Here is a 14,199-nt window from a genome sequence, read left to right on the forward strand (position 1 = left end):
TAAAGGCTCCTATTTTTCTTGAAGGCCGTTGCTCTATCCTGCTGAGCTACTGGGACATGGAGCGGGTGAAGAGAATCGAACTCTCGACCAGAGCTTGGAAGGCTCTTGTTTTACCACTAAACTACACCCGCATATGTTATTTTATTTTCATTCGTTAGCGCCGTTGCCCTATCGACAATATTTATTATATGTATAACCATACATAAAGTCAACACCTTTTTTAAAAGAGGATAATTTTTCTTATCCTCTTTTAAAAACTGCTTGTTCAACTAGCTGTCCGTCTAGTGTTTCAAAACGAACTTCTATTTGATTTTCATCCATTTCTAATAAAGCAAATGTTTTTTCTACACGCTGACGCGGTAATAAAATACTGCCTGGATTAATAAATAAAACGCCGTCGATTAATTCCGCACCTAATACGTGAGAGTGTCCGAAGCATGCAACTTGCGCTCCTACCTCTTCAGCACGGTACGCTAATGTTTGTAACGTCATTTTCACGTTATGACGATGTCCGTGCACAACTACGAAACGAACACCATCTACATCAGTTACAATTTCATCTTGAAAGTTAGCATAATCACAATTCCCTTTTACAACATGGAAACTTTGCAACTCTTCATGAGCAGGCGTTAGCTCTGAATCACCGCAATGAATCATGATATCTACTTTCCCTTCATACTTCTCTTTTAACTGCTGTAATTCCTTCACAGAGCTATGACTATCGCTTACGATTAAAGCTTTCATCAATCTCTCTCCCTTATTCTCCTAAAAACCATTCAGGGATTTTTTCTTCTAGCTTACGTAGAGCACGTCCACGGTGACTAATAGCATTTTTCTCATCTGAACTTAGTTCGGCCATCGCTTTTTTATATTCTTCCACATAAAAAATCGGATCATATCCGAAGCCGTTTTCCCCGCGGCGTTGTTCTAAAATAAACCCTTCGCACGTCCCATTTACAATGACAGGCTTTTTATCCCCTTCAGGGAAAGCCACTGCTAATGCACAGTAGAAACGAGCTTTACGCTTTTCAAACGCTACGTCATTTAATTCTTGTAAAACTTTATCAATATTTGCTTGATCATCTTTCGGCTCTCCAGCAAAACGTGCTGAATACACACCTGGTTTCCCGTTTAAAGCATCTACAATAAGACCTGAATCATCCGCAATTACAATTGCATTCAATTGTCTACTCAAACTGTCCGCTTTTAAGATTGCATTTTCTTCAAATGTTTCACCAGTTTCTTCGACTTCTTCAATATGAGGAAAATCGTGTAATGATTTCACTTCTAAATCAAATCGCTCAAATAACTCAGCAAATTCACGTACTTTCCCCATATTTTTTGTCGCTACAACAACTTGTTTCATTTTTTCCACCTCTACTCTATATGAGATACGATGTCACCTAACGCTTCTTTTTGCATATCAATCAGTTGGAAAATGCCTTGTTCTGCAGCATCAAGTAATTCATTTAACTGCGCTCTACTAAACGTCGCTTCTTCTCCAGTTCCTTGCACTTCAACGAACTGACCTTTTCCAGTCATAATTACGTTCATATCAACGTCTGCTTTAGAATCTTCTGCATAGTTTAAATCTAAAACAACACCTTGTTCTTCAACAATTCCTACTGACGTTGCTGCTAAATAATCTTTTACTGGAATTTTAGATACTTTTTCTGCTTGTAATAATTTCTCAAACGCTAATACCATTGCTACATATGCACCTGTAATAGAAGCTGTTCTCGTTCCACCATCCGCTTGAATAACATCACAATCAATCCAAACCGTTCTCTCACCAAGCGCTTCTAAGTCAACTACCGCACGTAATGCTCGTCCAATTAAGCGCTGGATTTCCATTGTACGTCCTGTTACTTTCCCTTTACTTGACTCCCTAATTGTACGTTGTTCTGTCGCACGTGGAATCATTGCATATTCAGCTGTTACCCAGCCCTTACCTTCTCCACGCATAAAAGGCGGGACACGCTCTTCAATTGTCGCTGAGCAAATTACCTTAGTATCCCCAACCTCAATTAACACTGATCCTTCTGGATGTTTTAAATAATTCGTATGAATATGTATATGGCGTAATTCTGTTTTTTCTCTACCATCTACTCGCATAACAATAACCTCCTCATAACTACTTGTTAGTATAGCCAAATTTAAATGTATGATATGTATACAATAAAAGAAGGGGAACCCAAAAAGCAATTCCCCTTTCTTACTTAAGTATATCAAATTATTGGCGATTAAAAACTACCTGTATTCACGTTTTCTGGACGATCTACAGGTTTTATTAACTTTCCGCCCTTTTCATCTATAAGATTCGCTTTACCATTTACTTCAATAGAAACGCTTTTCACGCCTTTCTTTTCTGTTAAAGATAAAACTAACGACTTCAATACGTAATTTGAAATCATATTTTTATCTGGGTTTATAAATATATTTTCATTAAAGTTTAATGTAAGATTTCCGTCTTGTAATTTCGGATTCGTAATCAGCTTAACTCCTGGATTAAAATCATTTAGGAGTGATTGATGAATCGGTCCTTTTACAAGTTCATCTACAATTGCTGCATAATCATTTTCTTTTCCTTCTACAACGCGGCGTGTTACTGGTACGTAGTATTGCTGTTTATTATTATTTTGTGCCATAAAATAAAGTGTTACTGGTTTTGTATTTGTTACATCCGCTACTTGCTCATCATCGAAGTTAATACCGTTCGCACGGCTCACCCCTTCACCAAGCGGTGTACCACCAACAGGCATCTTCGCTAATTTTTCACCATTTATTTGGAACTGCACTTGTTTTATTTCTTTAAATTGCGTCAACGTCCATGCAATAGATTCAACGATTTGACGTTCTTCCTCTTTCGCATAGTTTTTCATTTCTTTAGAAAAATCAATGACTGCCGTCCCATCTTTTTTCAAGTTAAGGGTCATCGATGTATTCGCCGGAATGACTGCACGGAACCCATTCGGTAATAAATTGGTTACCGGCCCATCTTTCACAAGGTACTCTAACGTTTGCTGAATAACCTCATTTGCTTTCGGAGTAGGTATAGCTAACGTCTGCGGTACAACATAGCCATTTTTATCAACAAGGTATAATTCTCTATTCACCGTTTGTCCTTGCTTATCTTTTTTAGATACTTCTTTCTTTCCACCCTCTGTATACGTAACTTGTTTTGGTGGATCAATTTGTTCCGTTGCTTTCTCTTGATTTATAAAGCCACACCCTGTTAGTAAAACAGCGCTCACAGTAGCACCAATAACCCATTTAAAAGTGGATTTAGGCATGCCATTCCCCCCTAAAATCTAAGTTTGTACTATTATGTATACGAGCTGTTTCATGTTTTAGAACAAGCTGTGCTCCCTATAAACAAAAAAACTCCTGATTTCTCAGGAGTTCACTTATATGCATTCTATTATTATTCTTTTTCTAAATAAATATGTTTCACATTTTCAATCGGTTGACCGAACCATTTTGATGCAATTTCTTTAAATAGACCTATTTTCCCTGTTGTTAAGAAGAGATGATCACTTTGTTCCTCTCCCTCATTCAACATTTTACTATGGTATAAAATAGTACTTACTTCACGCGCCGTTTCATCACCAGAACTAATGAGTTGCACTTTATCTCCCATTACTTGTTTAATAACAGGACCTAAAATTGGATAATGTGTACAGCCTAAAATAAGCGTATCAATATCAGTGTTTTTCAGCGGTTGCAACGTTTCTCTTACAACTTCATACGCCATTTCACTTTCGAAATTACCGCTCTCTACAAGCTCAACAAAAGGTGGACACGCTAAACTTTCTACCATAACACGATTATTAATAGACTTTAACGCTTCTTCGTATGCACCACTTTTCACCGTTCCAATCGTTCCAATAATCCCAACATGATACGTGTTTGTCATTTTTAAAGCTGTACGTGATCCTGGGTGAATAACTCCTACCACTGGAATGGGTAATTGTTTCTGCATCTCTTCTAATACAACTGCAGTTGCTGTATTGCATGCAATAACTAACATTTTGATATTTAAATCTAGTAAATGCTCCGTCATTTCCCACGTGAATTGGCGCACTTCTTCTCGAGAACGTGGACCATAAGGGCAACGTGCTGTATCCCCTAAATATATAATGCGCTCTTTCGGCAACTGACGAATTAATTCCTTCGCTACTGTTAAGCCGCCAACTCCTGAATCGATAACACCGATTGCTCTATTCAACTTCATCACCCGTTTTCTCATTCATCATCTTATTTTATCATTATATTTTACACACTTTAAGTTCGCGCACTTAAACTGCTTCTGTATGAAAATTTTCATTTGTACCTGTATAGACTAGGACCTTTTTTATTTTGCTCCTTTTTTTCATAATTTGCAAGACAGAAAAATAACCGACCTTCTATATGAAAGTCGGTTTCTTCTATAATAAAGTACATCTTTAATGCTCCATCTTTTTTTGGAAAGAAGACATTCCTATTAATAAGAAGAAATGAGCAGAAATTAACATGACGATTAAAATAAAATTGAAACGATAACTATTTGTAGATTCCATAATTTTGCTCGCAACAGCTGGTCCAAATGCCATACCGAAAAAGTTAATTAAATTATATAAGCCAAGACCGACTCCAACTTTAGCTGCATGTAATGTTTTCGGTATAAATGTGTTCAATGATACTTGAATGGCAGAATAACTCATAAATGTCAAAATAATCGCCAATACAATAACGACTATACTTCCATTCGGAATAAACCCTAAAATTAAAAAGCCAACAATCATAATGACAGACGCTACATAAATCATATTCACATTTCCAAACGAAGGGACAATCTTTCCAGTAATAAAACTAGACACAATACCAAAGATTGATGCAACAAATAATACAATTCCGATAACAAATGGAGACAATCCGTGCTCTCTTCCTAACAGTAATGGCAACAATAATAAATTAGCACATAACGCCACATTAATTATAAATCCGACTGTTATTAAACGAAGAAATGCTTTGTTCGAAAACAACTCAATATCGATAAATGGATGCTCCGCTTTCTTCATACGAACCGTGAATAAAAGTAAAGAAATTATCGCTAACACAAATAGCCAACGATTCATATTGACACCTAATAAAACAGTCGTAATGAATGCAAATAGTAACGCCGCTCCAATGTAATCAAAATGAAACGCTTCATCCGTTTGCCGTGCTTCTTCTGGCATAAATTTTATAAGCAAGAAAATCCCCACTACTGAAATAACCATAAATAAAAATAAATATGGCCACCCTAGTGTATTTGTAATAGCCCCGCCAACTAAAGGGCCAATACCTACTGCTAATGCAATAGAAGAACTAATCATCGCTAACGCACCAGGCTTCTTATGAGGAACAACTAATTTGGCCACTGCAATCATACTAAGCGCAATAAACGCTGCACCCCCGCTCGCTTGCACTAATCTTGCAAAAATGACAATCGCATAAGATTGATTTACAAATCCAATAATAGAACCCACTACAAATATGATAATCGAAATAATTAATAGTTTTTTCACACTATAACGATCAGCAAGCTTCCCGTATATCATTGAACCAATACCGACAACTAAAGAATAACCTACTACAACCCAACTTACTTTCGATTGACTAATAGATAAATCATGAGCAATCTCCTCTAACGCAACATTAAATAAAACCGCATTCATCGGTCCTAATAAAACGATAAAACATAATGTGAAAACAAACCATTTTGAATGGTTACTTATATCTTTCCCCATGTGTAACACCTCTCCTGATTGTAGTAACTGTAAATGAAAATAAAGTTGTTTAGCGCTTCTATCGCTGCTAAACAACTTCATCAAATGTATACATTTATCGCGCGACAAATTGAATTCGAAACGAAACATGTACGTTGTTCGATATCCATGGAACTATCATAGTTTCAGCATTACAGTTTGTCAACGAAAAATATACAAAGTAAACTAATTTAGTGTTTTTAGTTTACTTTGTTCAAAAATTGTTATACACTAATTTCGAATCCGATATAAGGAGGACTAACACGGTTATTCAAATTTGCAATTTCTAACTTAATAAAACAATGAACTTGTATACAGAAGAAACATTACAGGAGGATTATGATGAAGAAAAAAATGTTAGTTGTATTAACGAGCGTTGAAAAATATCCAAATTTAAATCGAGCTACTGGCCTTTGGCTTGGTGAAGCTGTTCATTTCGTTAAAAAAGTTGAAGAAGCTGGTTACGAAGTAGATTATGTTAGCCCACAAGGTGGTTATACACCGATTGATCCGCATAGTTTAGCAATGGCGGAGAGCATCGATTGGGAATGGTATCAAAAGAAAGAATTTATGAATCGCCTCGGTTCTACAATGAAACCGAGTGAGGTGAATCCAGAAGACTATGCTGTTATTTATTACGCAGGTGGTCACGGTGTGATTTGGGACTTCCCTGAAAATAAAGAACTCCAAATGATTAGCCGTAGCATTTATGAAAATGGCGGAATTGTTTCCTCTGTTTGTCACGGAGCTGCTGGTTTATTTCATATTACATTAAGTAATGGGGAACGTTTAATTAGCGGTAAAAAAGTAACAGGATTCTCAAATGAAGAGGAAAAACTAGCTGAATTAGATCAATTCGTTCCATTTTTAACAGAAGATGAGCTTATTAAAAATGGAGGACTTTACGAAAAAGCTGCGCAGCCTTGGGAAGCTTACGCTGTAGAAGATAATCGCGTTATAACTGGCCAAAACCCAGCTTCAGGTGGTCCAGTAGCTGAATTAGTATTACAACACGTAAACAAATAACAGATAATAAAAAAGCAGGTTTTCCATTACTATAGGAAAACCTGCTTTTTTACGAAATCATTTGCAAAATAGCAATAACTTCTTTTTCAATTTCCGAATCATCAATTGCGTCTATATACTCTGGTTTAAAAAGTTGATACTTCTTTAGTTGATAAAAATCAAGTATCGCTTTTTTTAACGTAATATCGTACTGAATACAAAAAGAATGATCTATTATACGTCTTAACATCACATCATCTTGCACCATAAATAATTGTGCGTTCATTTTATTAAAGTAACCTTGTTCCATACCAGCTTCAAAAAACATTTGCAAATTATGATTACGATTTTGTTGTGCAGCGACTAACTGATCAGATAAGTGCGGATATGCCTCTTTCAAATCTTGTAAAAAGACATCTGAAATATACGTCACACATTTTAAAGAGTGAATAAACGTCTTTTGGAAACGTTCTGCAAAAGACATACTTTCATCTTGATTATCCGCATCTCCTTCAAGAAGATAGTTCATAAAATCTTCTACCACAGCTTCAATAATCTCATCTTTTGAAGAAAAGCGTTTATATAAAGTAGCTTTACTAATATCCATATATTTCGCAATTTCATCTATTTTCAATTGGCTAAAACTCGTTTTTCTAATAACGGGCTTTATTTTATTAATATAAGTATTTGCGCACGCAACTTTTCTCATTAAAGGAGCCTCCCCTTTTGTCCATACAAAATAGTATAGCAAATTCACGATTAATTATAAATGAAGTCACTATACGTAATACATCTTTTTAGTTTAAGGAGTCATTTATACTATAGAAAAAATGCCCGCTACCTTTATGCGTAACGAGCACTTTTTCTATAATTTATCCTTTTCGGCAAGAAGACGAAACAATTTTGTTTCTTTTGTCTTACGATATAATCTGCCCTAGATAAGGAGGGAATATATCGTAGGACAACGAAATTGAATAATGATAATCATAATCATTTGGTTATTTGAACCAAAAGGACTTACGATGAAGACCATGTTCACATTTTGTTCCGTTCTAAATATTGATTTGTCAAAAGTAGTTAACAGTTACAAAAACATTTCTTTCCTAAGAAGAAACACAATCTTAAGAAAGAAATAATTGTAATGAACTCTCTAAGAAAGGTGGTGAAAACAATGGCTAGAAAGAAAGCAGTGAAAGTATTACGTAAACAAAAGAAAAGGGAAACTATGCAACGATTCACACAGAAACAAAATATAGGACGAGCTTGTTTGACTGCAAAAGAATTTCGTTTACTTCAGCGCATGTCACATAGTTCAAAAGCGTTGCGAAATGTTGGATTGTATACCATTAAACAAAGTTATTTGAACCATAATAAGGTGGCTACTGTAAAAGAAGTGGACACTGCCATGCAAGCCGATATGAATTACTGGGGCGTGCAATCAAACTCTGTTCAAGCGATTCGTAGAGCCTTATTTACAGAAGTGAAGAGTTTTTTTAAAGCACTGGAACAATGGAAGAAAAAACCTGAAACTTTCACAGGTCGTCCTAAGTTTCCGAATTATTCTCGTTCAACGGACAAACGAGTCATTGAAATCTATCAAGTTCCAAAAGTGGATGATAACGGGTATTGGATGATTCCGATGAGTATTGCATTCAGAAAAAAATTCGGTTCCATTAAAATACGTATGCCAAAGAACTTAAGAAATAAAAAAATCTCTTACATTGAGATTGTACCGAAGCAAAAAGGTCGGTTCTTTGAGGTGCATTATACATATGAAATGCACGTTTCTCAAATGAAGAAACCACCCACGACCACTAGTAACGCTTTGAGTTGCGATTTAGGTGTAGATAGATTAGTAAGTTGCGTGACCAATACAGGTGATGCCTTCTTAATTGATGGAAAAAAACTAAAATCCATAAATCAATACTTCAACAAAATGATAGGTAATCTAGGGCGGAAAAATATGGACAATGGAATTTCAAAACGTATTGTAACGAATAAAATGGCCGCACTTTGGCATAAACGAGAAAGACAAATAAACGGTTACATTGCACAAACGGTAGGCCTATTGTTCAAAAAAGTGAAAGAATTCGATATAGATACGATTGTTGTAGGGTATAACGCTGGTTGGAAACAAAACTCTCATATGGGGAAAAAGAATAATCAAAAGTTTGTTCAAATCCCGTTCCATAAACTGATTGCAGCAATTGAGAATAAATGTATAAAAGAAGGTATACGATTTTTTAAACAAGAAGAAAGCTATACTTCAAAAGCTAGTTTTCTGGATAAAGACAAGGTTCCAGTTTGGCCTAAGGATGATAAGACCCATTATCGCTTTAGTGGCAAACGAATCACTCGTGGTCTGTACCAAAGTAAGGCAGGAACATGTATCCATGCTGATATTAATGGCGCGCTGAATACATTGGAAAAATCAAAAGTTGTAGAATTGGATGAAAATTTTAAAGTGAAAACTCCGATTCTATTAGAAGTGCAAAAACGTAAGGCTGTTGCTTCGCGCATAGCTTAGTGGGTGCGTCAACCATCCATGTGTACTCGACTTGTCGGGGCTTGTAGCACACGCCGGGCTCATCTGAGTGGTGGCTTCTTCCACAAGGAAGAACTGCTCTTTTTCGAAAGGGTGGTGCAAGTGGGAAAACAATCGTTCGTTGCCAGTACCAACCAAAAACATACTTGGGGTGTTACCATAAGGTGGCATGAATGCTAGAGCGTCAACCTGTCTAGCGATAGACGAAAAGACCTAGCGTTTGAACTCAAGCCCCCACTGAAAGGCTTTATCTCAGTGGAGGTAGTTGACTTACAGCTCTTCTTATAGCTTTCCCTATTTCCATACTAGACTGCGGGTTTTGCCCTGTAATTAAATGCCCATCTACTACGACGTGCGGCGTGAATTTTGGAGCAACATAAAACAAAGCCCCTTCTTCTTTCAATTTACTTTCTAACAAAAACGGTACTCGCTTTTCTAAATGCACGGCTTTTTCCTCATCATTTGTATAACCTGTTATACGCTTGCCGGCAACAAAAAACGATCCGTCCTTATTTTTCACACCGACTAAAGAACTTACTCCGTGACAAACAGCCGCTACAATTCGGTTGTTGTTGTACATATTCACAATTAAATTTGCAACATATGGATTACCTGGAAAATCTACAATTGCCCCGTGTCCACCACCAAATAAAACCGCATCATAATCCGAAAAATGAACCGTTGAGATCAGCTTCGTATTTTGCAATAAAGAAGCGACATGCTTAAATTCACGAGGTATCCCGTTCGGAATAGACACTCTATCAATAGGTACTTTACCGCCCTTTATCGACACAATATCAACATCGAACTTAGCCTTTTTAAATACATGATACGGAGCTGCAAGCTCTTCCAGCCACAAACCAGTCGGGTGTCCATTCATATCATGAGCGCTTGTTGAAACTAACAATATCCTTTTCAACATATCCCCCTCCTTACTACCTATTTATGTATGGAGTGTTCTTATCATTCATATAGCAAGCGAAAAAACGATAACAATAAGCTGACCTTTTGTAAAAAGTGAACTTATTGTTATCGTTTGAATTCTTTCATACGAAGATGTTCACAACTGTATAGCTTTTATCTCCAACGCCACGCAATTGTTGTATCCTCCATATGAATAGCAGGTATATCAATCCCTAAATGCCGCTGAGCATCCTCATCAAAAATAGACCAATTTTCTTCATATAAAAATTCAGGGTCTATGCTTTCAAAATCAAATGCACTATCTTCGTCTACCATCTCACGAAAATATTTTTGGAACGGTTTACTATTATCGTATAGACGAATTGTTCCATACATCCATGGCATATCTCCAAAAACATCTTTAATTTCACCTATCTCCATATCTTTAAAATACAACTTCATATTTGCACCTTCTTATCCATGAATGACAAGGACACCTCATCATATTTTAAAATAGTTATTTTTAACATATCTTCCCCCTCACAGTCTGAGATACCTTTTTTAAGTTCAAAATATAAACAGAAAAATAGCCGACTCTCTTATAAAAGTCGGCTTTCTTTTTATAACTCGAGCTCTCCCATGCGAAGAAGCTCAACAACTGCTTGTGAACGTCCTTTAACCCCTAGCTTTTGCATTGCGTTTGAGATGCGTAGTGTTTGCAAAAAATAACATCCTCTTCCCTTATTCAATCACAAGATAAATTTCATAACAACAATTCAATTTCATTGTATCTAATACAAAGATTAAAAACTCCTCAAACGAATATACTGAGTAAAACCAATATTTTTTACTTTTTTTACACTTTTTAAAAATCAGCGCTATTATTTAGGAAGATTTTAAAGTGAGGAGGAAAAAAGATGAAAAAGGAAAAATATGTTTGGAATAAAGAATATACTTGGGACGAATTAAATAATTTTGAAAAAGATGAATTGGTAGCTATTTTTGTTATGGAGTTAGATTCTATTGTAGGGACAGAACCAAACATTGAGTGGTATTATAATAAATATCTAGAAGGAGGATTTCATTATACAACTTTCCTTCCAGACGCTTTAACCCTTGTACGAGTATTAACAAAAGACAATGATATACAATTTGCTGTGAAGTATAATGGCAAAGAATTCATGTGCTGCTTCCATAGTATTACAAAAACACCCATTTACAGTTGTTGCAAAACCTTAGAAGAAGCCATTTGTTTAGCGGCACTACGACACTGCAAAATAGAAATATAAGAAATTCCTTAAATAAAAAAAGAGCTGTTAGCTCTTTTTATTTTTTACAATTGTAAAATCGTGATAACTATTAAAACGAATATGAGTTAAATTAACATTAAAATATCTCATCTTATGTGAAATTAACTTTTCGAAAGATTCATCGCAAGTCGTGATGAAAAGCTGATCCATAAATCGATTTTCTTGATTATCATTTGTTAGTTCTGTTCTTATTAAATCGACAAATGATAATACATTCAAATCGTCTAAGGTTTGTATTGGGTCATCCATAAAATAACATCGAAAAGGATTCTCTTTTTGTCCCATTGCAATAGTCAGAAAAATAGCTAAAGAAACAATTGATAATTGCCCTGTGCTTAAAATATTGGGTATAAACACCTCAGTATCATTAACTTTAACAGTCATCTTAGCCTTTTGAGTCGTTCTCCCCTCGGTCATAAAATCTATAGTTTGAATATTAGTATGCCTATTTAACCTCTTGTATATTTTCCGTAGAGGTTCATTTATTTGACTTGCTATCTTTTTGTCCCAATCTGTTCTAATTTTTTTAATTTGTTTAGACAAATACTTCAACTTTTCTAAAGCATTTTGTTTAGATACCAATTCTAAATTATATGTTTCATAATCTTCCTTTGCTTTTTCAAATAATTTCTGTTTTGTTGCTATTAAATAATTACTATTCAGTTCTTTCATAATTGAATGTAAAATTTCTAGCTTAACTTTTAAAATATCTATATTTATGTCCTTAACTTGTCTATCACCTAATAAATTTTGAACCTCTTTAGTTTTACGCCCAAATTCTTTCAAGACCTGATTAATACATTCTCTTTTACTTTTTATATCTAAAGCTAAAAACTCTTCTAAATGCATTGCTTTTCCTTTATCAATAAGACTAGGGATTTTGTAGATGATGTCATCCTTCTCAACAAGCTCCCGCAGCATTAGTTCTTCTAAAATTAAAAAAAGCTCCTCATGTTTTTCTAAGTGAGAGATTAATTGTTTTTCTTGTTGTAGCAATTTTTTTAGTGTAAGTTCCCCAAAGTTCATTTTAAACCTTTTGGCAGCTAATTTAATGAATTTTGTTTCTTCAAAAGCCTTTAATATGATTTGCATTTCGAATTTTTGATTATTAATTTTTTCTGTTAAATCATTTTTCAAATGCTCAACTTCCTCATTTAAATCTTTTCTCTCATTATCATATTTTTTTCTAAGTATAGCTCTTTCTATGTCTATTTTCCCTAATAATTCTTTCGCTTCATGCCCAAGGGGATTCTCTAAATTTAAAAATAAATCTTCACTGCCACATAAGGGACATTTAGATTGATTCCCTTCTTGTAATTCATGAAATCCCTCCAAATGATCTATAATACTCCTTAAAGCTTTCGTTGCATTATTTACATTCTCATACGATTTTAATTGTAAAAACAATTGATTAATATATTCGAGTTTATATTGAAAATGGAAATAGCGTTTCTCTTCTGTTCCAATATATTTTCCCTCATATATCTCTAATTGTTTTAATGATTCTTTTGAATCTAAATTTAAACTTTTTATTTCTTTTAGTTCTTCTTTAAGTAAATCATTCTTTCTTTCGAGCGATTTAATATCTTGGCTTTGCACTATGAGAACTTTACTTTCGTTTTCTCGAAACGGCTGTACCAACTGTTCCTGAAACTCTTGCAGATAAATTTTTTCATTTATACTTTTTATGTAATCGTTACTCCATACCAATATATCACTATGTTTAACAACATCATAAATTTCTTTTAATGTTTCATATTGCTCATTAAATATATTATAAATTATCGAGAAACTACCCTCTGTTTGATAAATGATATCCAAATCATTCTCATCTTCAAATATTTTTTCATTAGGATACTCTTTTACCAAAACAGATACCCCTGTTGAATTCCCACCTTTTTCTGACAATAAATCATTTAATTCGTTTCGTGCTAAATGATATTTTTCTTTTTTATCCTCTGCAATTTTGTGTGAAGATTTTATTTCGGAAGTAATTTCAGCCAATATACCAACATATTTATCTCCTCTACTACCATACCCTTCAAAATTATCCATAATGTTCTCAATAACATCTACTCCACCAAAAAAAGAAGAAAACATACTATAAAAATCTTCTCTCCCCTTCTCATACATGCTTATATTTTTTTCATAAGAACAAATATGTCGATCATAAAAGTATTGAGACAATGACTGCTTAATAACATCATCTATTGTATTACACTTAAACTCCTTACCATTCTCCTTATTTCCTAAAGAAATAATAAAATCTGTATGTTTAAAGTTAAAACCATCACTATCTTTATCACCATCAAAAATCCTATATAAAGATATTCTTTCTCCTAACCAAAATCCACTTACTTCAACTTTAACAATTCCTTCTCCCTCGGTATGCCTTAATAACGCCCTTTGTAACATTTTCCCTTTTTCATTACGGATATTGTATTCTCTTTCTAAACGCTTTACAGTACCAGTGAGACACCATTCAATTGCATCTAATAAGGTTGTTTTCCCATAACCATTAGGTCCACTAATTAAAACTACACCTGTTTTATCTGACTGCTCTTCAAAAAATTTAACCTTTTGACTTTTATACCCCCTGAAATTCTCCATATTCACTTCACTTATAAAAAAGCGTGATTTATTCATA

At 34.6% G+C, this 14,199-nt stretch carries 13 protein-coding genes, 1 tRNA gene and 2 pseudogenes; 4 read left to right on the forward strand and 12 right to left on the reverse strand.

Translation table 11 applies throughout. The features are described from left to right. Positions 1-57 precede the first annotated feature (57 nt). From ACTFSI_RS04760 to ACTFSI_RS04790, 7 genes are all read right to left on the reverse strand, one after another. A tRNA-Gly gene (locus ACTFSI_RS04760) sits at positions 58-131 on the reverse strand. Positions 132-240: 109 nt separating this feature from the next. Beyond that, positions 241-744 (reverse strand): metallophosphoesterase, encoded by a 504-nt coding sequence (locus ACTFSI_RS04765; RefSeq protein WP_440045252.1) that lies wholly within the window; start codon positions 742-744, stop codon positions 241-243. Positions 745-757: 13 nt separating this feature from the next. After that, a complete protein-coding gene (locus ACTFSI_RS04770; RefSeq protein WP_000815935.1) occupies positions 758-1,366 on the reverse strand; it encodes an XTP/dITP diphosphatase in 609 nt (202 codons plus the stop codon). Between the two features lie 11 nt (positions 1,367-1,377). Next, positions 1,378-2,115 (reverse strand): ribonuclease PH, encoded by a 738-nt coding sequence (gene rph, locus ACTFSI_RS04775; RefSeq protein WP_001261765.1) that lies wholly within the window; start codon positions 2,113-2,115, stop codon positions 1,378-1,380. Positions 2,116-2,243: 128 nt separating this feature from the next. Further along, a complete protein-coding gene (gene gerM, locus ACTFSI_RS04780; protein WP_001126737.1) occupies positions 2,244-3,293 on the reverse strand; it encodes a spore germination protein GerM in 1,050 nt (349 codons plus the stop codon). Between the two features lie 131 nt (positions 3,294-3,424). Next, a complete protein-coding gene (gene racE / locus ACTFSI_RS04785; protein ID WP_000773996.1) occupies positions 3,425-4,234 on the reverse strand; it encodes a glutamate racemase in 810 nt (269 codons plus the stop codon). Between the two features lie 211 nt (positions 4,235-4,445). Beyond that, positions 4,446-5,771: an MFS transporter gene (locus ACTFSI_RS04790; protein ID WP_440045253.1), complete on the reverse strand. Its 1,326-nt coding sequence runs from the start codon at positions 5,769-5,771 to the stop codon at positions 4,446-4,448. 360 nt (positions 5,772-6,131) lie between these two features. Here ACTFSI_RS04790 and ACTFSI_RS04795 point away from each other — a divergent pair, with 360 nt between their 5' ends. Further along, positions 6,132-6,815, forward strand: coding sequence for a type 1 glutamine amidotransferase domain-containing protein (locus ACTFSI_RS04795; protein WP_000728512.1), 684 nt, complete (start codon positions 6,132-6,134; stop codon positions 6,813-6,815). A 49-nt stretch (positions 6,816-6,864) separates the two neighbouring features. On the opposite strand, the gene ACTFSI_RS04800 is transcribed toward ACTFSI_RS04795, so the two are convergent. After that, a complete protein-coding gene (locus tag ACTFSI_RS04800) occupies positions 6,865-7,503 on the reverse strand; it encodes a TetR/AcrR family transcriptional regulator (protein ID WP_001233020.1) in 639 nt (212 codons plus the stop codon). Between the two features lie 309 nt (positions 7,504-7,812). Between ACTFSI_RS04800 and ACTFSI_RS04805 the strand changes: the two are divergent. Continuing rightward, positions 7,813-7,909: pseudogene (locus tag ACTFSI_RS04805) on the forward strand (transposase); the annotation flags it as partial. Between the two features lie 56 nt (positions 7,910-7,965). Further along, on the forward strand, positions 7,966-9,321 hold the full coding sequence (locus tag ACTFSI_RS04810; RefSeq protein ID WP_044790605.1) for an RNA-guided endonuclease TnpB family protein: 1,356 nt from the start codon (positions 7,966-7,968) through the stop codon (positions 9,319-9,321). Positions 9,322-9,586: 265 nt separating this feature from the next. On the opposite strand, the gene ACTFSI_RS04815 is transcribed toward ACTFSI_RS04810, so the two are convergent. From ACTFSI_RS04815 to gerE, 3 genes and pseudogenes are all read right to left on the reverse strand, one after another. Then, positions 9,587-10,261: a type 1 glutamine amidotransferase domain-containing protein gene (locus ACTFSI_RS04815; protein ID WP_044790606.1), complete on the reverse strand. Its 675-nt coding sequence runs from the start codon at positions 10,259-10,261 to the stop codon at positions 9,587-9,589. Positions 10,262-10,416: 155 nt separating this feature from the next. Beyond that, positions 10,417-10,704 carry a hypothetical protein gene (locus ACTFSI_RS04820; RefSeq protein WP_044790607.1) on the reverse strand — a complete coding sequence of 96 codons (288 nt, stop codon included), beginning with the start codon at positions 10,702-10,704 and terminating at the stop codon, positions 10,417-10,419. A gap of 158 nt (positions 10,705-10,862) precedes the next feature. After that, positions 10,863-10,949, reverse strand: a pseudogene (gene gerE, locus ACTFSI_RS04825) (spore germination transcription factor GerE); the annotation flags it as partial. Between the two features lie 210 nt (positions 10,950-11,159). Here gerE and ACTFSI_RS04830 point away from each other — a divergent pair. Next, the gene (locus ACTFSI_RS04830; protein WP_000711877.1) at positions 11,160-11,531 is read left to right on the forward strand and encodes a BC1872 family protein; all 372 of its coding nucleotides are present in this window, start codon (positions 11,160-11,162) and stop codon (positions 11,529-11,531) included. A 27-nt stretch (positions 11,532-11,558) separates the two neighbouring features. Here the strand turns inward: ACTFSI_RS04830 and ACTFSI_RS04835 are convergent, their stop codons facing one another. Then, positions 11,559-14,198, reverse strand: a complete 2,640-nt coding sequence (locus ACTFSI_RS04835) for an AAA family ATPase (RefSeq protein ID WP_001043548.1) — start codon at positions 14,196-14,198, stop codon at positions 11,559-11,561. Position 14,199 lies beyond the last annotated feature (1 nt).

This window comes from Bacillus cereus group sp. MYBK101-2 (genome assembly GCF_051918845.1).
GTDB classification, from domain to species: Bacteria; Bacillota; Bacilli; order Bacillales; family Bacillaceae_G; genus Bacillus_A; species Bacillus_A paranthracis.

Coding starts and splice junctions, on each gene's coding strand:
- ACTFSI_RS04835 (WP_001043548.1), bottom strand. CDS start 14,198: ATGAATAAATCACGCTTTTTTATAAGTGAAGTGAATATGGAGAATTTC.
- ACTFSI_RS04795 (WP_000728512.1), top strand. CDS start 6,132: ATGAAGAAAAAAATGTTAGTTGTATTAACGAGCGTTGAAAAATATCCA.
- gerM (WP_001126737.1), bottom strand. CDS start 3,293: ATGCCTAAATCCACTTTTAAATGGGTTATTGGTGCTACTGTGAGCGCT.
- ACTFSI_RS04830 (WP_000711877.1), top strand. CDS start 11,160: ATGAAAAAGGAAAAATATGTTTGGAATAAAGAATATACTTGGGACGAA.
- ACTFSI_RS04815 (WP_044790606.1), bottom strand. CDS start 10,261: ATGTTGAAAAGGATATTGTTAGTTTCAACAAGCGCTCATGATATGAAT.
- ACTFSI_RS04770 (WP_000815935.1), bottom strand. CDS start 1,366: ATGAAACAAGTTGTTGTAGCGACAAAAAATATGGGGAAAGTACGTGAA.
- ACTFSI_RS04820 (WP_044790607.1), bottom strand. CDS start 10,704: ATGAAGTTGTATTTTAAAGATATGGAGATAGGTGAAATTAAAGATGTT.
- ACTFSI_RS04800 (WP_001233020.1), bottom strand. CDS start 7,503: ATGAGAAAAGTTGCGTGCGCAAATACTTATATTAATAAAATAAAGCCC.
- rph (WP_001261765.1), bottom strand. CDS start 2,115: ATGCGAGTAGATGGTAGAGAAAAAACAGAATTACGCCATATACATATT.
- racE (WP_000773996.1), bottom strand. CDS start 4,234: ATGAAGTTGAATAGAGCAATCGGTGTTATCGATTCAGGAGTTGGCGGC.
- ACTFSI_RS04765 (WP_440045252.1), bottom strand. CDS start 744: ATGAAAGCTTTAATCGTAAGCGATAGTCATAGCTCTGTGAAGGAATTA.
- ACTFSI_RS04790 (WP_440045253.1), bottom strand. CDS start 5,771: ATGGGGAAAGATATAAGTAACCATTCAAAATGGTTTGTTTTCACATTA.
- ACTFSI_RS04810 (WP_044790605.1), top strand. CDS start 7,966: ATGGCTAGAAAGAAAGCAGTGAAAGTATTACGTAAACAAAAGAAAAGG.